The organism is Methylobacterium sp. J-077, assembly GCF_022829365.1.
In the GTDB taxonomy this organism is placed as follows: domain Bacteria; phylum Pseudomonadota; class Alphaproteobacteria; order Rhizobiales; family Beijerinckiaceae; genus Methylobacterium.
In genome coordinates this window covers 1-20106 of record NZ_JAKSYJ010000230.1, presented here as the reverse complement: position 1 = coordinate 20106, position 20106 = coordinate 1, and the positions used below count along the sequence as shown (strand labels likewise).

The window sequence follows — 20106 nt, the reverse complement described above, 5'->3', positions numbered from 1 at the left end:
CAGTCATACGCCGTATATGCCCATGACGAGTACCGTTCCCGCCCTGTGACCGACCCCCTGGCCTTCCTCTCCGGCGGCGGCGAGGCCGCGCGCATGATCCGCGCGCGCGACTGGTCCGGCCACCCCCTCGGCCCCCCGGAAACCTGGCCGGCGGAGTTTCGCGCCGCCCTGTCGCTGGTGCTCAACTCGCCGGAATCGATGATCCTGGCCTGGGGGCCGGATCTCCATTTCTTCTTCAACGATACGTACTTTCCCCTGCTCGGGCCGCGGCTGCCCTGGGCCATGGGCGCGCGGTTCGATGAGGTCTGGGCCGATGGCTGGGCGCAGGCCAAGCCGATCATCGACGCCGCCATGGACGGCCGGCCGGAGCGGTTCATCGACCTGCCGTGGCGGCTCGACACCGACCGGGGCGCACAGGACACGTGGTGGACCTTCTCGTATTCGCGGGTGCTCGACGCGGACGGCAAGGTCGCCGGCCTGTTCATCCTCACCAACGAGACCACCGGCCGGGTGCTGGCCGACGCCGCCCTCACCGAGAGCCAGGCCCGGCTGGAGACCGCGCTCGCGGAGCTGCGCGACCTCAACGCCTCCCTGGCCCGGCAGGTCGAGGAGCGCACCGCCGACCGCAACGCGCTCTGGACCCTCTCGTCCGACATGATGCTGCGCTGCCTGTTCGACGGGACGATCACCGCGGTGAACCCGGCCTGGACGGAACTGCTGGGCTGGCGCGCCGACGAGCTCGTCGGCACCAACCTGATGCGCTTCGTCCATCCGGACGATCTCGACCGCACCGCCGAGGGCGGCCGGCAACTGGCCGAGGGGCGCAGCCAAGCCCGCTTCGACAACCGCTATCGCCATCGGGACGGCAGCTATCGCTGGATCACCTGGGCGGCGCGCCCCGGCGACGGGGTAATCAACGCGGTCGGGCGCGACTTCACCGCCGAGCGCGAGCGCGCCGACGCGCTGGCCGCCGCCGAGGAGGCCTTGCGCCAGTCGCAGAAGATGGAGGCGGTCGGGCAGCTCACCGGCGGCATCGCCCACGACTTCAACAACCTGCTGGCCGGCATCTCCGGCTCGCTGGAGCTGATCCAGACCCGGCTCGCCCAAGGCCGCCTCATGGATGTGGACCGCTACATCAACGCCGCCCAGGGCGCATCCAAGCGCGCCGCCGCCCTGACCCACCGCCTGCTCGCCTTCTCGCGCCGGCAGACCCTCGACCCGAAGCCCACCGACGTGAACCGGCTGGTGGCAGGCCTGGAGGAGCTGATCCGGCGCACGGTCGGCCCCGCCGTGACCGTCGAGGTGGTGACCGAGGCCGGCCTGTGGCCGGCCCTGGTCGATCCGCCCCAGCTCGAGAACGCGCTGCTCAACCTGTGCATCAACGCCCGGGACGCGATGCCGGAGGGCGGCCGCATCACCATCGAGACCGCCAACACCCGGCTCGACGCCCGCACAGCCCGGCGCCAGGACCTGCCGGCGGGCCAGTACCTCGTGCTGCGCGTCACCGATACCGGCACCGGCATGGCGCCGGAGATCGTCGGCAAGGTGTTCGAGCCGTTCTTCACCACCAAGCCGATCGGGCAGGGTACCGGCCTCGGCCTGTCGATGATCTACGGCTTCGCCCAGCAATCGGGCGGCCAGGTGCGGATCGCCTCCGAACTCGGCCGGGGCACCACCGTCTGCCTCTACCTGCCCCGGCACCGCGGCGCCGCTCTGGAGGAGGATCCGCACGCCGCCCTCGGGGCCCCCGCCCGGGCGGCGCCGGGGGAGACCGTGCTGGTGGTCGACGACGAGCCGACCGTGCGCATGCTCGTCACCGAGGTGCTGGAGGATCTGGGCTACACCGCGATCGAGGCGGCCGACAGCACCGCCGGACTCAAGGTGCTGCAATCCGACGTCCGCATCGACCTGTTGGTCAGCGATGTCGGGCTGCCCGGCGGCTTGAACGGCCGACAGATGGCCGAGGCCGGCCGGGCGACGCGCCCGGGCCTCAAGGTGTTGTTCATCACCGGCTACGCGGAGCATGCGGTGCTGGGCAACGGCCCGCTCGCCCCCGGCATGCAGGTGATCACCAAGCCGTTCGGGGTCGAGGTGCTGGGCGCCCGCATCCGGGAGATGATCGGGACGGCTTGACCGCGCGGCCGGTCTCGGCCTGAACTTTGGCCTGGACAGGACCAACACATCGACCGGGAGGATAGGATGCGGGCGCTGCTATGCACGAGGCTCAAGGGGCCGGAGCATCTGGAGATCGTGGAATGCCCCGGTCCGGTGCCGGGGCCCGGGCAGGCCCTGGTGCGGATCCGGCTCGCCGCGCTCAACTTCTTCGACACGCTGATCGTCGCCGGGCGCTATCAGGTGAAGCCGCCGCTGCCGTTCTCGCCGGGCGGCGAGGGCGTCGGGGTGGTCGAGGCGCTGGGGGAGGGGGCCTCGGGCGTCGCGATCGGCGACCGGGTGATCGTCCATGCCGGCCACGGCTGCTGCGCCGAGTTGATCGCCATCGAGGCCGCCAAGCTCACGCCGGTGCCGGAGGCCGTGCCGGACGCGCAGGCGGCCGGGCTCACGATCACGTACGGCACCTCGCTGCACGCGCTGGCCAACCGGGCCAAGGTGAAGCCGGGCGAATGGCTCGCCGTGCTCGGCGCCTCCGGGGGCGTCGGCCTCGCCGCGGTGGAACTCGGCCGGCTGATGGGCGCCCGGGTGATCGCCTGCGCCTCCTCGGAGGAGAAGCTGGCGGTCGCCCGCGCCCACGGCGCCGAGGCGACGCTCGTCTACGATCCCGCGACCCTCAAGGACGAATTGCGCCGGATCAGCGGCGGCGGGGTCGACGTGGTCTACGACGCGGTCGGCGGCGATTACGCCGAACCCGCCCTGCGGGCGCTCGGCTGGCGCGGCCGCTACCTCGTCATCGGCTTCGCCGCCGGCGGCATCCCGCGGCTGCCGCTCAACCTGATCCTGCTGAAGGAGCTCGACGTGCAGGGCGTCCATTGGGGCGCCTTCCTCGACCGCGAGCCGGCGGCGTACCGGGCCGACCAGCGCCGGCTGCTGGACTGGGTCGCCGAGGGCAAGCTCACCGCGCAGGTCCACGGCGTTTACGCGCTGGCCGACTTCCCCGAGGCGTTCGGCCTGCTGACCCGCCGGGCCGCGGTCGGGAAGGTGCTGCTCCGGCCGTGATCCGGCAGGCCATTGCGGCGATCGCCGTTTCTCTACTTCCAATTGGGCTCGGGCGGATCGTTTCAGGCTATAAATCGAACCGGTGAGCGAATTTGTTCGTCATACCGTCTGCCGGCCATCGATTTTTTAAATCAAATCACTGTCTTCAAATCCATTCTGTCACGCTGATGCGATAATATCTTACACAGTGACACTGGGTGGAGAGCGAGATGCGGTTCGGTCGCAGCATAACGGTTCGGTTGTTTCTGGTTTCGTTTATCGGATTGGTTCTTTTAGTTGTAAATTCATTGTGCAATATCGTCAGTATCAAAGACGTGCATGATTCGGCCCGGGAGATGCGGGATGTCTGGAACGTGAAGGATCACGAGCTGGACGAACTGCAGTTCCTAGCGCTTCGCTATCACACCACGACGATCCGCAAAGTCATCGCCGAAAACAGCGCCGAAAACCGCGATCTGGATGCTGAATTCACCGAGATGGATGCGACTATCCCGGAGAGATTCCAGCAGTATCGGTCGCATATCGGATCGCCGCGCGAGACAGGTCTGTGGAACGCGTTCGAGGCGCGGTGGCAGGCCTATCTGGCGTCCCGGGAGGCCATCGTAGCCGCGCTCAAGCGCGGTGATCGCACCGCAGCCCGCGACGCCATCGCGCCGGCCCGCGCCCCTCTGGTGGGCGCCTTCGGAGCGCTGGGGGATCTCGCCAAGGTCAATGCCGAGGGCACGCAGACCGCGACGAAGCGCGCCGAGGATGCCTACACGACGGCCTGGACCGTCACGGCCGCCGCACTGATCGCCGGGCTGGCGGCCACGGCCGGAGCCTTCTGGCTGATCCTGCGCGGCGTCGCCCGCCCGATCCGGTCCATGACCGAGATCATGGCCCGGCTGGCCGCGCAGGACCTCTCCATTACCGTTCCCCATGCCGAGCGGCGCGACGAGATCGGCGCCATGGCAGCCTCCGTGCAGGTCTTCAAGGACGGCCTGATCCGGGCTCGCGCCCTGGAAGCGGAGTCCGCCCAGGCCCGACAGGCCGCCGAGGAGCAGCGCAAGACCGGCATGCGCCAGATCGCCGACGCCTTCGAGGGGGCGGTGGGCGGCATCATCGGGACGGTCTCGGGGGCCGCCGCGGCCTTACAGGCCACCGCCACCACCATGACCGACACGGCCTCGGGCGCTGCCAGCCAATCCCTGCGGGTGGCGAGCGCAGCCGAATTGGCCGCCGCCAACGTCAACACCGCCGCCTCGGCCGCGGAGGAACTGGAAAGCTCCGTCCAAGAGATCGGCCGTCAGGTCTCGAACGCAGCGGCGCTGACCCAGGCCGCCGTCGAGGATGCGGCCTCCACCGCCCACTTGGTGCAGGAGCTGAGCGGCGCGGCGGCCCGGATCGGCGACGTCGTGACGATGATCACCACCATCGCCGGGCAAACCAATTTGCTGGCGCTCAACGCCACGATCGAGGCGGCCCGGGCCGGCGAGGCCGGGCGCGGCTTCGCCGTGGTGGCGGCTGAGGTGAAAGAGCTGGCGAGCCAGACCGCCAAGGCCACCGACGAGATCAGCGGCCATATCGGGCGCATCCAGGCCTCGACCGATGGCGCCGTTTCGGCGATCGGCCGCATCGGCGGGCGGATCCAGGAGATCAGCACGGTGGCGACCCTGATCGCCGCGGCCGTGGAGCAACAGGGGGCGGCGACCCAGGAGATCGCCCGCAACGTCACGGAAGCGGCCGCGAGCGCCGGCGAGGTGACGAGCAGCATCTCCGGGGTCGCGGGTGCCGCCAACGAAACCGGGGCGGCAGCCAATCAGGTGCTCAGCTCGGCCTCCGAGCTGTCGCTCCGCTCCGAGCATCTCCGGAGCGAGGTGACCCACTTCCTCGCGACGGTTCGGGCCGCCTGAGGGGGCGGATCAGAGCAGGCCGCGCGCCTTGGCCAGGCCGACGAGGTCGGCCTGCGGGCGTGCGCCGATATGCTGGATCACTTCGGCGGCTGCCAGCGCGCCGAGGCGGGCGCTGGTGACGTGGTCGAGTCCGCAGGCATGGCCGGCCAGGAACCCGGCGGCGAACAGGTCGCCGGCGCCGGTCGTGTCCAGCACCTCGCGCACCGGGCTCGCCTCGACGGTCCGGACCTCGCCGCCCTGCACCACCAGGGCGCCATCCGACGAGCGGGTGACGAGGCCGAGCAGGTGCCGGCCGCGGGCGTTGCGCTCGTCGCGGAGCGCGGCCACGGCGGCCTCGGGATCGTCGGTCTGGTAGAGGCTCTGCAACTCGCCGATATTGGCGAACAGGATGTCGATGCTGCCGTCGCGCACCAGCCCCAGGAACTCGTCCCGGTAGCGGCCGACGCAGAACGCGTCCGACAGGGTCAGCGCCACCGCGTTGCCGGCCTGGTGGGCGATCTGGACAGCCTTGCGGAACGCGTCCTTGGCAGCGGGCGGATCCCACAGATAGCCTTCGAGGTAGACCACCCGGGCCGAGGCCACGAGCGCCCGGTCCACGTCCTCGGGGTTCAGCCCCTGGCAGGCGCCGAGATAAGTGCTCATGGTGCGCTCGCCATCCGGCGTCACCAGCACGAAGCAGCGGGCCGTGGCCGGCCCTTCGCTCGCCGGCGGCACCGAGAAGCTGACGCCCGTGGCCTTGAGGTCGTGGCTGAACAGGCCGCCGAGCTCGTCGTTCCGGACCTTGCCGACGAAGCCGGTCTTGGCGCCGAGCAGGGCCGCACCCACCGCGGTGTTGGCCCCCGAGCCTCCCGACACGATCGTGGCCGGGCCCATCGCGGCGAACAGAGCTTCCGCCCGCGACTCGTCGATCAGCTGCATCGCGCCCTTGGTCACGCCCTGGGCGGCCAGGAAGGCGTCGTCCGTGCGGGCGATCACGTCGACGATGGCGTTGCCGAGCACGAGGAGATCGAGGGGTGTGGTCATCCGGGCGTCCTGATTCGCGTTTGCGCCGCTGTGACATCCGCCTCGGATCGGATCAAGCCGCGGGCTCTGCGGGGGGCGGGAGATCGGCGAACAGCTCGCCGACGGGCAGGCTCAGGCCCGGCGGCGTCAGGTCGAGGGCGCCTTCGGTCGCGATCCGGGTTTCGATCAGCCCCTCGGCGCCGCGCGCATGGTGGATCACGAGGCGCCTGACCGGGTCGATGATCAAGTAGTGGTACAGGCTCATGATCTGAAAATAGCCGACGAGCTTCGCCCCGGTATCCACCGATTCAGTCCCTGGTGAAAGCACCTCGACCACGATGACAGGGTGGGGCACTTCGACGGCATCGAGGTCGATTGCCGGCCCGCAATAAGACAGGGCATCCGGCTCGAACGTGGTCGCGGCGTCGACGCGGACCGTCATCCCGTCCGGCATCATGTGGCAGGGAAGGCCGGCTCTCCTAATCGCGCGGTTCAGTGCCGTCTGCGTGGCGTATTTCACCAGGCTGTGCCGAGCCCGCTCCGGTGACATCGCGAAAACCTCGCCGTTCACAAGCTCGTAGCGCCCGGGCTGGTTCTCGGCCCAAACCAGGAACTCGTCGACCGTCATCCGGGACTTTGGCTGTGCGACCATGGCTTGAGGGTATCACGATTCGCTACCGCGCGGCGGCGAGCTTTAACCCGCGATCTTCTCCAAAGCCACGTCGCGGGTGCGAGGCCCGAGAAGACCGACAAGAAGTCCGGCCGCCAGCATTGCGGCGGAGATGAACAGGAACACCCCCGGGGTGCCGGCCTCGCGCAGCACGAAGGCGATGACGAAACCCGTAAAAATCGCCGAGAAGCGGCTCCACGAATAGACGAAGCCCACCGCCCGGGCCCGGATGCCGGTGGGGAACAACTCGGCCTGGTAGGCGTGGAAGCTGTAGGACATCACGTTGGAGGCCAGCGTCAGGCCAATCCCGAGGGCGACGGTCGCCGACACGTCCCGGGTCTGCGCGAAGGCCAGCCCGCAGGCGATGTAGACCAGCGCGGCGGCCACGATGACGTGCTTGCGCTCGAACCGGTCAGCGATGGCCAGCCCGATCAGCGGGCCGACCGGAGCGGCGAGCGCGATCAGCGCCGTGTAGGCGAGGCTCGACGTGATCGTGATGCCCTGCGCCACCAGCAGGGTCGGCACCCAGTTGGCGAAGCCGTAGAAGCCCACGGTCTGGAACACATTGAAGCCAGCCATCATCAGGGCCCGGCGACGGTAGGGCGGCACCCACAAATCGCCGAACGCGCCGCGCCGCTGCATAGGTTCGGGCGCAGCGGGCGTCGGCAGGGGGCGGCCGTATTCGGCGGCGATTTGCGCCTCGAGGTGCCGCAGGATCGCGTCGGCCTCCGCGAGCCGCCCGCGCTCGACCAGCCAGCGCGGGCTCTCCGGAAGGCCCGCGCGCAGCCACCAGACCCCGATCGCCGCGGTGGCGCCGATCAGCACGACCCAGCGCCAGCCGTCGATCCCGAGCGGCGCCACCGGGATCAGCAGGTAGGACAGGAACGCCACCACCGGCACGACGGTGAAGCCGATGCCCTGGCACAGGGCGAAGGCGCGGCCGCGGATCCCCTTCGGCACCAGCTCCGAGAGGTAGCTGCCGATGGTCACCATCTCTAGGCCGAGGCCGATCCCGGCGATCAGCCGCCAGAAATTGAGGCCGAACGCCTCGGTCTGGCAGGCCATCACGAGGTTGGCGGCCGTGTAGGACAGGAGCGACCACGTGAAGATCGCCCGGCGGCCGAACCGGTCGGCCAGCCAGCCGCAGACCAGCGTGCCGATGAACAGCCCGGTGAACAGGGCCGCCACGAAGCTCGCCACGCCGCTCGCGCCGAATAGCCCGCGCGTCGTCGGCGTGAGGATCCCGGCCTTCACGAGGCCCGGCGCGACATAGCCGGTGAACAGCAGGTCGTAGAGTTCGAAGAAAAAGCCGAGGCCGAGCAAAGCCACGAAGCGCCAGACTGTGCGGGTCGGCGGCAGCCGGTCGAGGCGGGCCAGGATGGCGCCGGGATCCAATGTCGCCCCGTCTTGGCCCAATCGCGCGCGCGGAGCCGCACTCGTCGTCATGTCGCCCGTCCCGTCCAGCCGCGCCGCTTGCCCTGAAAGATCGGCCCACGCAAGGCGCGGCTTCCCGCTCGCCATCGTGCGATCACGACGGCGGTTGGCGATCCATGCCGGGGCTCGACTGTCGTCCGCATTCGCCGATACAGTGTTGGGCACGTTCGGTCAGGAAATCGGCGGCTCATCATGATGTGCGGGCAAAAGTTCCGGCCGGCTTCGCATCTCGTGGCGGCGGCGCTTCTGTGCGCAGGCCTGCTCTATCCGCTCAGCCCGTCCGCGCGCGGTGGTCGATCGAGCGATCCGATGTCGGAATGGCGCATCGCGGGCGACACGATCGATGTATCCGACAATCACGGGGGCTCGGTCATGCAGTATGACAGCCTCTGGACCGAACTCGCCGCGCAGGGCAAGCGGGTGCGCGTGGTCGGGAACTGCCAATCGGCCTGCACCACGTTGCTCGGCCACGTGCCGGCAAGCCGGATCTGCGTGACGCCGGAGGCCGCCTTCGGCTTCCATCTGGCGCAACACGAGGCCGGAACCGAGACGATGTGGGGCGGGTATCCGGCCGGTATTCGTCAGTGGATCCAGCAGCAGGGCGGTTTGACGGCGGAGTTCAAGTGGCTGCGCGCACCGGATATCTACCGGTACTTCCAGCGCTGTTGACCCCGGAGGCGTCCGCCTCCGCCTTCGCCTCGCGGGAATGGCGGCGGAGACGTCCTCTTACCCCGCGCGAACGTCAGGCCCCGAACACCGACCAGCCCATGCGCTGGGTCAGGCGCTCCAGGGCGACGCGGCCGAGATGGGAATTGCCGGCGGCGTCGAGGCCGGGCGACCAGACCGCGATCGAGGCCTTGCCGGGCGCCACCGCCAGGATGCTGCCGCCGACGCCGCTCTTGCCCGGCAGGCCGACCCGGTAGGCGAACTCCCCCGAGCCGTCATAGTGGCCGCAGGTCAGCATGATCGCGTTGATGCGGCGCGCCCGTTCGACCGAGACGACGTTGTGGCCGGTCGAGGGGTTGCGGCCGTTATGGGCCAGGAACCGGCCGGCCGTGGCGAGCTGGCGGCAGCTCATCGCGATGGCGCAATGGTGGAAGTAGACGCCGAGCGTGTAGTCGACCGGGTTCTCGATGACGCCGAAGGACTTCATGTAGTTGGCCAGCGCGGTGTTGCGGAAACCCGTGCGCTTCTCCGAGGCCGCCACCCGCTCGTCGATGGTGATGGTCGGGTCCTGGGCCAGGAACTGCATGAACCGCAGGATCTCGCCCAGCGCCTCCCGGGGCTCGTGGCCGGAGAGGATCACGTCGGTCACCGCGATGGCGCCGGCGTTGATGAACGGGTTGCGCGGCACCCCGCGCTCGCGCTCCAGCTGCACGATCGAGTTGAACGGGTTGCCCGAGGGCTCGCGCCCGACCCGCTTCCACAGCCGGTCGCCGACCATGCCGAGCGCCAGGGTGAGCGTGAACACCTTCGACACGCTCTGGATCGAGAACGGCGTCTCGCTGTCGCCGCCGGTCGTGACCCGGCCCTCGGCATCGATCACCGCGATGCCGAACTGGTTCGGGTCCACGTGGGCGAGTTCGGGGATGTAGTCGGCCACCGCGCCCCGGTCGCGGCGCTGCGCCATCTCCTCCGAGATCTCCCGGACGACGCTGTCGAGGTCGGGCACGGCCGGGATCGCCGCTCAGGCGGCGGCCAGGGACATCGACATCGATTCCTTCTTCATCAATTCGCGGAAGAAGCCGTCGAGATGGGTCAGGTTGTCGGGCGAGCCGTCCTGGATGATGCGGCCGCCTTCCAGCACGACGATCCGGTCGAAATCCTGGAGGGTCGAGAGGCGGTGCGCGATGGCGATGACGGTCCGGCCCTTCATCAGGTTGGCGAGCGCCTGGCGGATCGCCTGCTCGGATTCCGCGTCGAGCGCCGAGGTCGCCTCGTCGAGCAGCAGGATCGGCGAGTTCTTCAGGATCGCGCGGGCGATGGCGATGCGCTGGCGCTGGCCGCCCGAGAGCTTGACGCCCCGGTCGCCGACCATGGTGTCGAACCCCTCCGGCAGAGCCTGGATGAACTCGGTGCAGCGCGCCGCCTCGGCGGCCTGCCAGACCTCGTCGTCGGTGGCCTCGGGCCGGCCGTAGCGGATGTTCTCGCGCAAGCTGCGGTGGAACATCGACACGTCCTGCGGGACGACCGTGATCGCCTCGCGCAGGGATTCCTGGGTCACCCGCTCGATCGTCTGGCCGTTGATGCGGATCTCGCCGCTCTTCACGTCGTAGAAGCGCTGCAGCAGCGAGAACAGGGTCGATTTGCCCCCGCCGGACTTGCCGACGAGGCCGACCCTCTGGCCCGGCTCGATCACCAGGTCGAAATCGGTGAAGACCGGGCGCCCGTCCGGATAGTTGAAGGCGAGGTGGTCGAACTCGATCTTGGCGCCCTGGCCGGTGAGCGGCTTCGCCTCCGGATGATCGACGAGGTCGTGCGGCTGGAGCAGGGTGTGCAGCGCCTCGGCGAGACGGGCGGTGTGCTGGGTCGCGTCGACCAGGGCCACCGCGAGGTCGCGGGTCGCCGCCAGGATGCGGATGCCCAGCGTGCAGACCAGCACCACCTGGCCGTTGGTCGCCTGGCCGGCCTCCCACATCTGGATCGCCCAGTAGAGCAGGCCGAACACTGCCAGTACAGTCAGCACCGCGTGCACGATGCGCAGCTTCTCGAGGTAGAGCAGCGACGAGCGCCGGGCGCGCATCTCGGTGGCGATGGTGCCCTCGAAGCGCTGGCCCTCGCGCTTGAAGCCCGAGAAGGCGCGCACCAGCGACATGTTGCCGACGAGGTCGACCATCTCGCCGTCGACGGAGGCCGCCTTGGCGGCGAAGTCGTGGTGCAGCGGCTTGCCGGCCGAAGCCATCTTGAACATCAGCACGACGACCGCGGCGAACACGCCGGCCAGGATTGCCGCCATGGTGGTGTTGACGGTGGCGATGTAGCCGATCGACCCGAAGGCCGCGACGGTCGGCGGCATCACGTTGAACACGAACATGTTCTCGACCGTGAAGATCGCGTTCGAGGTCGCCGTGATGCGCGACGCCAGCGTGCCCGGCTGCCGGTCCGAGAAGAAGGTCGGGGAATGGCCGGTCATGTGCCGGAACAGGTCGCGGCGGATGTCGCCGGTGACGCCCACGAAGGTGAAGGCTCCGGTCAGCGCCGCCACGCGCCAGAGCATGTTGTCGGCCGCGATGAAGGCGATCAGGACCGAGAGCGCCCCCCAGACCACGGTGTTGCCCGGGCCCGGCCCCTTGGTCAGCGCATCGACCACGCCCTTGAGGGCGTAATCGGTCGAGACCGAGAACCCGACCGCGCCGAGCACGGAGATCAGGATCACCAGGTGGGGCACCCAGCGGCGCCGGAGGTATCGCCCGACGAAGGCGAAGGGCCTCTCAGCGTATTGGTGCAGCTCTTCCATCGCGGTGACCATTCCGTATTCACGCGGCACTGGCGGGTGCGGGCTGAGGCGGAGTGCAACGCGGGCGCAGTCGGACCCGCAGCGGCAACGCGACAGCGTTGCCATATGTTGCACCGGCCCGCACCTCCCGCGCGCTTTTATCTGTCAAACCTGAACGCCGCTTGAGCGGCACGGAGACACGTAAGCGAATCTGGTGCCGCGGGTCACGCCGCCTCCGCGGGCTGGCGCGTCTCGGGCATGATCAGCGCCACCAGCATGAAGGCCGCAAATCCCATGAAGGCCAGCCCCAGGAAGGCGCTGTGGCTGCCGAGGCGGTCGGCCATGATCCCGGCCATCGAGGTCGAGAGGGCGGCGCCCACGCCCATCGCGGTGCCGACGGCGCCGAGCGCCAGGTTGAACCGTCCGGTGCCCCGGGTGAGATCCGAGACCACGAGGGGGACCATCACGCCGAGCACCGAGGCGGAGATCCCGTCCAGCACCTGGATGGCGACGAGGCCGTAGGGGTTGGTGGTGTAGGCGAGCATCAGGCCGCGCACCGGCAGGGCGCCGAAGCCGAGGAGCAGCACCGGGTAGCGGCCGAACCGCTCCGCCGCCCGGCCGACCGCGGGGGCGCTCACCGCGAGCACGGCCTGCGGGACCATGATGCAGGCCGCGATCAGGGCGGTCGCGGTCTCGCTCGCCCGCAGGGTCAGGACGCTGCCGACCAGCGGCAGCATCGCGGCGTTGGCGAGGAAGAACAGCACCATGCAGGCCGAGAAGCACAGCAGACCGCGATTGGTCAGCAGCGCCCGGACCCCGTCCTGCCCGGCGGTGCGCGGTGCCTGCGCCGGGGCCGCCTCCTTGAACACGTTGGGATCGATCTCGCGGGCGCGGATGCGGCTGAGCGCGACGATCGTCGGCACCACGAGGGCCGCCGTGAGGTAGAACACGGCCCCGTTCGAGAGGTAGTAGCCGATGGCGCCCATGCCGGCGGCGCCGAGGGCGTTGCCGACCGCCGCGAAGCTGGCGTTGCGGCCGAGGCGCTCGCCCGCTCGGGCGCGGCCGACCAGCCCGATGCTGATCGCCGCGATCGCCGGGGTGAGCACGCAGCTCGCCCCGGAATGGACCGCCATCGCCAGCAGCACCACCGGGAAGCTCGGCCAGACCGCCAGCGCGAAGGCGCTGCCCGAGATGCCGATCACCGCCACCGCGGCGGCGAAGCGCTTCGAGCGCACGACATCGACGAAGGCGCCGCCCGGTACCTGCCCGAGCAGGGCGACGAGGCTCCCCACGGTCAGGGCGAAGCCGATATCGGATTGCGTCCACTTCGCCTGTGAGAAGTACACGGCCAGGAACGGCCCGAACCCGGTCTGCAGGTTGGCCACGAAGAACGCGAAGGCGTCGAGGCCGTGGCGGCTCACCGCGGACAGCGTTCGGTCCACAGGCGCGGCCTCCGCGGCGGCCCGCGCCGGCTCGCGCGGGACCTCGGCCGCCTGGTCCTTCAGGCGGACGAGCCGCGACCGCGGGTCCTGTCGGGACACCTCGCGCTCGCGGGGGGAAATGGCGGGTCTTGCCTTCAATCGGGCCACCGTCACTTGTCCGGAGCCTTTTCCTGAGGGGCGGCGGGCACCGGAGCGGCAGGCGCGGCAGGCGCGGTCGTGGCGGCGGGAGAAGCCGGGGCGGCGGCCGTGGGAGCGGGTGCGGCGGGGCCGGCCGGCGCGGCCGGGGTGGCGGCTTGATCGCCTTCCCCAGGAGCGGCGGGGCTCGCCGGGCCGAGCACCACGATCGGCTCGCCGGCCTTGTATTCCGGCGACACGCGGACCTGGTTGCGGCTCAGCGCGACGGACAGCTTGCGCTCCTTGTTGCCGTCGGCGGTGAAGCGCAGGGCGCGCCAATCCACGGCGATCTTGCGGGTGCCGACGCCGAGGAAGCCGCCGAAATCGATGATCGCGGCCCGCGGATGACCGTCCTTGTCGATGATGATGTCGATGACACGGCCGAGCTCGTCGCCGCCGGCGCTGCGCACGCTGCGGCCGAGCAGGCTCTCGTAATCCTGGGTGTCGAGGACCGTGGCCGGGGTCCCCTGCTGCTGCGGGGCGGCGTTCGCCGGGGCCGCCTGCGTCGCGTTGGCGGGCGGGGTCGCCGCGGGCGCAGCGCCCGTCGTCGCGCCCGGGGCCGGCGGGGCGGCGGGCGGGCTGGCGGGCGCGGCCTGGCCGGATGCGCCCTCGCCCCCGGGGGACGGGGCTTGCGCCACGGCTCCCGACGCCCACAGGGCGATCGTTGCGGCCGCGATCATCCGGTTGGTTCTGAACACGCTGCGTCCTCTGAGGAAAGGCCGGGCCGGGCCGGCGCGCCGGCACGACCGCGACCGTATGGCCGGGTTCGGGCCCGCCACCGGCGAGACCCCGCCTGCGGGCAGCTGTCTGCCGAAGGACCTAGGCGAAGTTATGGATCGTCGCGGCCGGTCCGCAAGTTCCACGCCGGTGTGGCCCGGGCGACCTCCGGTTCGCACCGCCGCAAGGGGCGTCTGGTTTTCGCCGCAACCCCAGCGTAGACACCGGACCAGAAACCCATGCGCGCCGCGCAGACCGATGCGGCCCCTTGCAAGGACCACACGATGTCGACCCTCACCTCGTCGGGATGCGCCGTTGCGCGCGGCCTCGCGCTCGGCGCCGCCCTGGCCGGCCTGGTGGCCGGCTGTCAGGCGCTCGGCGGCGGCGGCGGCGTGATGCCGGAGACGGAGGTCGGGCTGCCGCCGTCGCTGCGCGGCTCCCTGCCCAACCGCGAGGCCCGGAACGCCGCGGTCGATGCCGATGGCCAGCCGCTCCAGACCACCCCGACGAAGCAGCTCGCGATCCCCAAGAGCACCGGCGGCGCGACGCAGTCGGCCAGCGCCGGCGAGCGTCGGATCCGGCGCGAGGATATCGAGGGCGGCAACGCCGCGAGCGGCGGGAGCAGCAGCTCGATGGGTCCCATGCTCTCGCCCGGCGGCAGCGTCGGGCTGGGCGGGAAGTTTTAAGGGCGTCCTCCGGAAGGGGGCGCGGTGCACGGACGGGCCGCGCTTTCCCGCGAAGCTATGGGCCTCACGCGGGGTTCTCTCGCCGAGCAGGCCACAGCGTTACGCGTGACGGGCGCGGGTCCCCTCCCGAACGGGAGAGGGGGCTCGTAGCGACCTGCAAGAGCGACAGCGCTCCAGATTTGTGCAGGCGGTAGCCGCAGGGAGAAGACGCGTGTCGCCCGCGCACAAAGCTCACGCCGTCGGCGCGCGCAGCCCGTAATAATCCTCGATCCGCCCGCGATAGTTCGGGTCGGCGAAGGCGTCCTCGCCCGGGCCGTGGCTCGGGGCGCCGGCGAGGTTGCCCGGATCGATGTCGACCACGTAGCCGCCGAGTTCGGTGCTGTAGGTCAGCGCCTTCCAGGGGAGGGGATGGTGGTTCTCGCCGAGCCCCAGGAAACCCCCGAAGGCCAGGACCGCGTAGGCGACCTGCCCGGTCACCTTATCGACCATGAAGTTGTGCACGGCCCCGAGGTGCTTCCCCTCAAGGTCGTAGACGGCCGTGCCCTCGACCTTGTTCGACGCGATCAGGCGGGCGGTCTCGTCGATGGCGATGCCCTCGCCGGTGGGATCGAGCTCCAGGGAGCCCGTCGGTCTCACGGTACGCTCGGTGGGCAGATCCGTCGGCATGATGACTCCCGGGTTACGCAGACCGGGCCGGACGTGCATCCGGCCCTGCTGACTAAACGCCGGGGCGGGGACGGGTTCCGGCGATCAGAGATCCGCGAGCATCCCGGCATTGGCCCGGCGCTGGTTGATCCGGTCCCGGACCGACCGGCTGGCCAGCAGCATCTCGAACCCGAAGGCGATGAGCGCGCACAGCGTGCACAGGATCGCGGCGCCGAACAGGCCGAACAGCAGGCTCGCCACCTTGCTGTCGCGCAGGGCCCCGACGAACAGGGTCAGCACGGAGCCGCAGGTCGCAACGCCCCCGAGCGCGGCCAGGAACACCGCCGCGTCCAGCGCCAGGAAGCGGGTATGCAGCCGGTCGAGGCGCTGGCCCAGGATGACCCGCTCGGCCTCGCCGGCGCCGGCCAGCCGCGTCGAGACGCGCTCGGCCTGATCGGCGACCCGGGCGAGCCGGGCGCCGAAGACGTTGAGCAGCGTCGCGACGCCGGACAGCAGGAAGACCGGGCTCAGCGCGACCTGGACGACGTGGGCGGTGCTGTCCAGGGTGGTGGATGTGATGGGATCGATCATGGCGCCGGGCAGATGCACCGGGCGGCCCCGCACGGCAAGGCCGCGAGGGGGATGGCGACGCCCGCGCTCAGACCAGTTGGCGGCCCGGTTGCAGGCCGGACGCGGCCGGCTCGGCCCGGATCCCGAGACCAAGACCGAGCACGAGCCCGGTGGCGAGCAACAGCGCGAGCGTGAGGACCGGGGTAAACATGACTGTATTGCTGGAGCGCGACCGTTAAGAGCAGGTTTCGATCGGCCGTTTCTGACGAAATCATCTTCGCTGCGGTGCAAATCGGCCGGTTCCGGAGTGGATTTCCGCGCCTGCCCTGTGGATGATGGCCCTCCGAAGGCGATTTCCCCTTGGAACGGCGGCAGCACCGCTTAGTTGCTGCTATGCTGGCTCGGCCGTGGGGCGCTCATGCCCCGGCCTGCGGCCCGAGAACCGGAGGAAGTTTATGGCCACGAAGACCGAGAAGGCTGCGCCGAAGGCGGCCAAGACCACCAAGGCCGATGAGCCGAAGGCCGCCAAGGCCGCTCCCGCCAAGGCTGCCAAGCCCGCCGCCACGAAGGCCGCCGGCGCCAAGCCGAACGCCCTGCAGCAGCCGCTGAAGCCGTCTGCCGATCTCGGCGCGATCGTCGGCACCAGCCCGCTGCCCCGCGGTGAGGTGGTCAGCAAGGTTTGGGACTACATCAAGAAGCACAACCTGCAGAACCCCGAGAACAAGCGCGAGATCCTCGCCGACGACAAGCTCAAGAAGGTCTTCGGCAAGGACAAGTGCTCGATGTTCGAGATGAACAAGCATCTCGCGGCGCACCTGAAAGCTTGATTGTCAAAGCCCGCGTCCGGCCCCGCGGCCGGACCGGTGGCTCTCGATCAACCGGGGCTCGATAGCCCCGAGCCGATGACCGTTTCGATCGAGGCGGTCTACGCGAGACCTTGCAGGACACCGCCATCCACCCGCAGCGCAGCGCCCGTCGTGGCGCTCGCTGCCGGGCTGCAGAGATAGGCGACGAGGTTTGCCACCTCCTCCACCGTCGCGAGGCGCTTGATCAGCGACGACGGGCGATGCTCGGCCACGAAGGCCCGGCCCATCGCGTCGAGGTCGGCATCGGCCGCGCCCCCGGCCATCTGCTTCATGAACTCGGCCACGCCCTCCGACAGGGTCGGCCCGGGCAGCACGCTGTTGACCGTCACGCCGGTGCCGGCGACCGTCTGGGCGAGGCCGCGGGAGATCGCGAGCTGCGCGGTCTTGGTCATCCCGTAATGGACCATCTCGGTCGGCGTGTTGATGCCGGATTCGCTGGAGATGAAGATCACCCGGCCCCAGCCGCGCTCGGCCATGGCCGGGGCATAGGCGCGCGACAGGCGCACACCGCTCATCACGTTCACGTCGTAGAAGCGCTGCCAGTCCGCGTCCGGGATCTCGAAGAACGGCTTCGGCTCGAAGATCCCGGCGTTGTTGACCAGGATATCGACCGACGGCAGCGCCCGGACGAGGGCATCGACCCCCTCCGCGGTGGCGACGTCGCCCGGCGCGGCGAAGGCGCGGCCGGCCTTGGTCTCGCCGCGGAGTTTGGTCAGCGCCGCCTCGACCCGCTCGGCGGTGCGGCCGTTGATGCCGACCTCTGCGCCGAGATCGCAGAGTTCCCTGGCGATGGCGTAGCCGATGCCGCCGGTCGAGCCGGTGACGAGGGCCTTCTTGCCGGTGAGGTCGAGGTCCATGGGCGGAGGCTCCGGGGCGTGGATCGTGCGGGTATCGATCTCCGCCAACGCTCGCCACGCTGGTCGGTGGCATGCCGGGCTCGCCTAACCGCCCTTACCGCGCCGCAGGACGCTGGCGCAGCCGCCGAGAGCGGCCAGCGCCACCGCGCAGGAGAGCGACAGGGTCACGGCCCGCTCGGGCCCGAGCCCGTGGGTCAGCCCGAAGATCACCGCCACGAGGGCCGCGCCGAGCGATTGGCCGGTGAGCCGGGCGGTCGATTGCATCCCGCTGGCGCCGCCGGCGCGCTCCCGCGGCGCAGAGGTGACGATGACCTTGTTGTTGGGCGACTGGAACAGGCCGAAGCCGAGACCGCACAGGGTGAGGCGCCAGACGATGTCGAGGGTGGCGGGCGCCGCCGGCAGCAGCGTCACGCAGACGAGGCCGGCGGCCAGCATCGCCAGCCCGATGCCGCCCAGCAGCCCCGGCGGGTAACGGTCGGCCAGCCGCCCCGAGACCGGCGCCATGGCGGCCACCGCGATCGGCCAGGGCGTGAGCAGGAAGCCGGTCTGGGTGCTGGAGAGGTGCAGCACGTCCTGGAAGTAGAACGGCAGCGCGACGTAGGACACCATCTGGGCGGCGAACGAGGCCACCGAGGTCGCCATCGACAGGGCGAAGGCGGGGATCCGCAACAGGTCCACCGGCAGCAGCGGCGCCGGCAGCCGGACCTGGCGCCGCACGAACACGGCGCCGATCACCAGGGCGCCGACCAATTCGGCGACGGCGATCGCCTGGCGCTCCGGGTCGCCCAGCCCGTCGATGCCGATGATCAGCAGGCCGAAGGTCAGGGCGTTGAGCACGGCGCTCACCAGGTCGAAGCGCCGACCGCTCGCCGGCGTCACCGGCAGGGTCCGCGTCGCCACCGCCAGGGCCAGGAGGCCCACCGGGACGTTGACCAGGAACAGCCAGGGCCAGGTCGCCACCGACAGGATCGCGGCCGCCACGGTCGGGCCCGCGGCCGAGGCCACCGCCACCACGAGGGCCACGTTGGCGACCCCCTGGCCGATCATCCGGTGCGGGTAGATGAAGCGCACGAAGCCGATATTGACGCTCATGATCGCCGCGGCGCCGAGCCCCTGGACGATGCGTCCCGTGATCAGCAGGGGCAGGCTCGGCGCGACCGCGCAGGCGAGCGACGCGGCCACGAACAGCGCCAGCCCCGGCAGGTAGACCCGCCGGAAGCCGAAGATGTCGCCCAGCGACGCGAACGGCAGCAGGCTCGCCGTCACGGCGATCTGGTAGGCGTTGACCACGAAGATCGCGTCGGCCGGCTTCACCGCCAGGTCCTTCGCCATCACGGGCAGCGCGACGTTGACGATCGCGCCGTCGAGCACCGCCATGGTCATGGCCAGGCCGATCGCCGCCATCGCCAGAAGACGCTCCCGCGGCGGCAGGCCATCATGCTGGCCGCCCTGCGCGGGGGCGCCTGTACCGGCCGGGACCTGCGCCATGCGCGCGCGCTCCTGCGGCGTCCCGGAGGGCCGGCGACGTCGGTTGCGGGAAAAGATCCGGGCGCGGGACGCACCGCGGATGCCGGCTTCCTCTCGCGCAGGCGCGGCACAGCGTCGAGGGCTGCCGCGTGTCCTATGTCACGGCGCGGACGGGATTGTGCGTCACGCCAGCATGTAGGTCAGGAGCGAGCGGAGCTGCGCGGGCTTGATCGGCTTGTGGACCAGCTCGGCGCCGGCCTCCGCCACCCGCGCCTCGATCGCTTCGGAATGGTCGGCCGTGGTGACGATCGCCGGGAGCGGGCTCGCGGACCGTCCGCGGAGATAGGCGGCCACGTCGAGGCCGCAGGCGCCGTCGTCGAGATGGTAGTCGAGCACCAGGATGTCGGGCGGCGCGGCGCCGGCCTCCACCGCCCCGCGCACGCCGGCGAGATCGCGGAACGTCGAGACCCGGGCATCCCAGTTCTGCAGCAGCCGCGCCAGGGCGTCGGCGGTCGAGGCATCGTTCTCGACCACCAGGACATGGGCGCCCGAGAGCCGGGTCGCCACGGGGGCAGCGGGCGCTGGAGCGGCCGGGACCTCGCTCAGCGGCAGGCCCAGGGTCACCCGGGTGCCGTGGCCGGGCCGGGAGGCCAGGGTCAGGGGATGGTCCAGCGCCTGGGCCATGCGGCGGACGATCGACAGGCCGAGGCCGAGGCCCGGCTCCTCCGCGGCGCCGGTCCGGGCGCCGCCCCGGAAGAACTCCTCGAAGACGAGGTCGCGCTCCTCGGCGGCGATGCCGCAGCCGGTATCGAACACGTCGACCCGGATTCCGCCGGCGCGCCGCCGGGCCGCGAGCACGATGCCGCCGGCGCCGGTGTAGCGGACGGCGTTCGAGACCAGGTTCTGGAGGATGCGCTGGAGCAGCATCACGTCGGTGGTGACCGTGATGTCCGGGCAGCGCACCGCGAGGCGCAGGCCCTTGCGCTCGGCGAACGGCTTGAAGCTCTCGGCCAGCTCCGCCAGCAGGCCGGGCAAGAACACCGGCTGCAGCTGCGGCCGGACGATGCCGGCATCGAG

The 20106-nt window shown here is 70.6% G+C and carries 19 protein-coding genes; 6 read left to right on the top strand and 13 right to left on the bottom strand.

From position 1 onward, the window contains the following. Window positions 1-45 precede the first annotated feature (45 nt). From MKL11_RS28850 to MKL11_RS28840, 3 genes are all read left to right on the top strand, one after another. Complete coding sequence (locus tag MKL11_RS28850; RefSeq protein WP_243950027.1) at window positions 46-2133, top strand: PAS domain-containing sensor histidine kinase; 2088 nt, start codon at window positions 46-48, stop codon at window positions 2131-2133. Between the two features lie 66 nt (window positions 2134-2199). Further along, window positions 2200-3171 (top strand): NADPH:quinone oxidoreductase family protein, encoded by a 972-nt coding sequence (locus tag MKL11_RS28845; protein ID WP_243950024.1) that lies wholly within the window; start codon window positions 2200-2202, stop codon window positions 3169-3171. Between the two features lie 209 nt (window positions 3172-3380). Further along, entirely contained in the window at window positions 3381-5063 is a 1683-nt protein-coding gene (locus tag MKL11_RS28840) for a methyl-accepting chemotaxis protein (protein WP_243950023.1), read from the top strand. A 9-nt stretch (window positions 5064-5072) separates the two neighbouring features. Here the strand turns inward: MKL11_RS28840 and MKL11_RS28835 are convergent, their stop codons facing one another. Genes MKL11_RS28835 through MKL11_RS28825 form a run of 3 tightly spaced genes read right to left on the bottom strand, consistent with a single transcriptional unit; the run spans window position 5073 to window position 8181 of the window. Continuing rightward, window positions 5073-6086 carry an adenosine kinase gene (locus tag MKL11_RS28835; protein ID WP_243950021.1) on the bottom strand — a complete coding sequence of 338 codons (1014 nt, stop codon included), beginning with the start codon at window positions 6084-6086 and terminating at the stop codon, window positions 5073-5075. Window positions 6087-6138: 52 nt separating this feature from the next. Next, window positions 6139-6717, bottom strand: coding sequence for a Uma2 family endonuclease (locus MKL11_RS28830; protein ID WP_243950019.1), 579 nt, complete (start codon window positions 6715-6717; stop codon window positions 6139-6141). Window positions 6718-6759: 42 nt separating this feature from the next. Then, window positions 6760-8181 (bottom strand): MFS transporter, encoded by a 1422-nt coding sequence (locus tag MKL11_RS28825; protein WP_243950017.1) that lies wholly within the window; start codon window positions 8179-8181, stop codon window positions 6760-6762. A gap of 219 nt (window positions 8182-8400) precedes the next feature. On the opposite strand from MKL11_RS28825, the gene MKL11_RS28820 reads away from it, so the two are divergent. After that, window positions 8401-8838 (top strand): hypothetical protein, encoded by a 438-nt coding sequence (locus MKL11_RS28820; protein ID WP_243949997.1) that lies wholly within the window; start codon window positions 8401-8403, stop codon window positions 8836-8838. A gap of 73 nt (window positions 8839-8911) precedes the next feature. On the opposite strand, the gene MKL11_RS28815 is transcribed toward MKL11_RS28820, so the two are convergent. The 4 genes from MKL11_RS28815 to MKL11_RS28800 form a co-directional block, all read right to left on the bottom strand. Next, on the bottom strand, window positions 8912-9841 hold the full coding sequence (locus tag MKL11_RS28815; protein ID WP_243949994.1) for a glutaminase: 930 nt from the start codon (window positions 9839-9841) through the stop codon (window positions 8912-8914). A 15-nt stretch (window positions 9842-9856) separates the two neighbouring features. Continuing rightward, on the bottom strand, window positions 9857-11626 hold the full coding sequence (locus tag MKL11_RS28810) for an ABC transporter ATP-binding protein (protein ID WP_243949992.1): 1770 nt from the start codon (window positions 11624-11626) through the stop codon (window positions 9857-9859). Window positions 11627-11829: 203 nt separating this feature from the next. Further along, window positions 11830-13200, bottom strand: coding sequence for an MFS transporter (locus MKL11_RS28805; protein ID WP_243949990.1), 1371 nt, complete (start codon window positions 13198-13200; stop codon window positions 11830-11832). Continuing rightward, entirely contained in the window at window positions 13197-13901 is a 705-nt protein-coding gene (locus MKL11_RS28800) for a PRC-barrel domain-containing protein (RefSeq protein ID WP_243950217.1), read from the bottom strand. Before MKL11_RS28800 ends, MKL11_RS28805 begins: the two co-directional genes overlap by 4 nt. Window positions 13902-14222: 321 nt before the next feature. On the opposite strand from MKL11_RS28800, the gene MKL11_RS28795 reads away from it, so the two are divergent. Then, on the top strand, window positions 14223-14624 hold the full coding sequence (locus MKL11_RS28795; protein ID WP_243949987.1) for a hypothetical protein: 402 nt from the start codon (window positions 14223-14225) through the stop codon (window positions 14622-14624). A gap of 231 nt (window positions 14625-14855) precedes the next feature. Here MKL11_RS28795 and MKL11_RS28790 read toward each other — a convergent pair whose 3' ends face one another. The 3 genes from MKL11_RS28790 to MKL11_RS33260 all read right to left on the bottom strand — a co-directional run bounded on the left by MKL11_RS28790 (window position 14856) and on the right by MKL11_RS33260 (window position 16050). Beyond that, on the bottom strand, window positions 14856-15290 hold the full coding sequence (locus MKL11_RS28790; protein ID WP_243949985.1) for a PRC-barrel domain-containing protein: 435 nt from the start codon (window positions 15288-15290) through the stop codon (window positions 14856-14858). Window positions 15291-15374: 84 nt separating this feature from the next. Continuing rightward, window positions 15375-15860, bottom strand: a complete 486-nt coding sequence (locus MKL11_RS28785) for a DUF2721 domain-containing protein (RefSeq protein WP_243949983.1) — start codon at window positions 15858-15860, stop codon at window positions 15375-15377. 67 nt (window positions 15861-15927) lie between these two features. After that, window positions 15928-16050: a hypothetical protein gene (locus tag MKL11_RS33260; RefSeq protein ID WP_279600782.1), complete on the bottom strand. Its 123-nt coding sequence runs from the start codon at window positions 16048-16050 to the stop codon at window positions 15928-15930. A gap of 244 nt (window positions 16051-16294) precedes the next feature. On the opposite strand from MKL11_RS33260, the gene MKL11_RS28780 reads away from it, so the two are divergent. Then, window positions 16295-16666, top strand: coding sequence for an SWIB/MDM2 domain-containing protein (locus MKL11_RS28780; protein ID WP_243949981.1), 372 nt, complete (start codon window positions 16295-16297; stop codon window positions 16664-16666). A 98-nt stretch (window positions 16667-16764) separates the two neighbouring features. Here MKL11_RS28780 and MKL11_RS28775 read toward each other — a convergent pair whose 3' ends face one another. The 3 genes from MKL11_RS28775 to MKL11_RS28765 all read right to left on the bottom strand — a co-directional run. Continuing rightward, complete coding sequence (locus MKL11_RS28775) at window positions 16765-17562, bottom strand: SDR family NAD(P)-dependent oxidoreductase (RefSeq protein WP_243949979.1); 798 nt, start codon at window positions 17560-17562, stop codon at window positions 16765-16767. 84 nt (window positions 17563-17646) lie between these two features. Further along, a complete protein-coding gene (locus MKL11_RS28770) occupies window positions 17647-19050 on the bottom strand; it encodes an MFS transporter (protein ID WP_243949977.1) in 1404 nt (467 codons plus the stop codon). A 162-nt stretch (window positions 19051-19212) separates the two neighbouring features. After that, the coding region (locus MKL11_RS28765) for an ATP-binding protein (protein ID WP_243949974.1) at window positions 19213-20106 on the bottom strand (894 nt) is incomplete at its 5' end.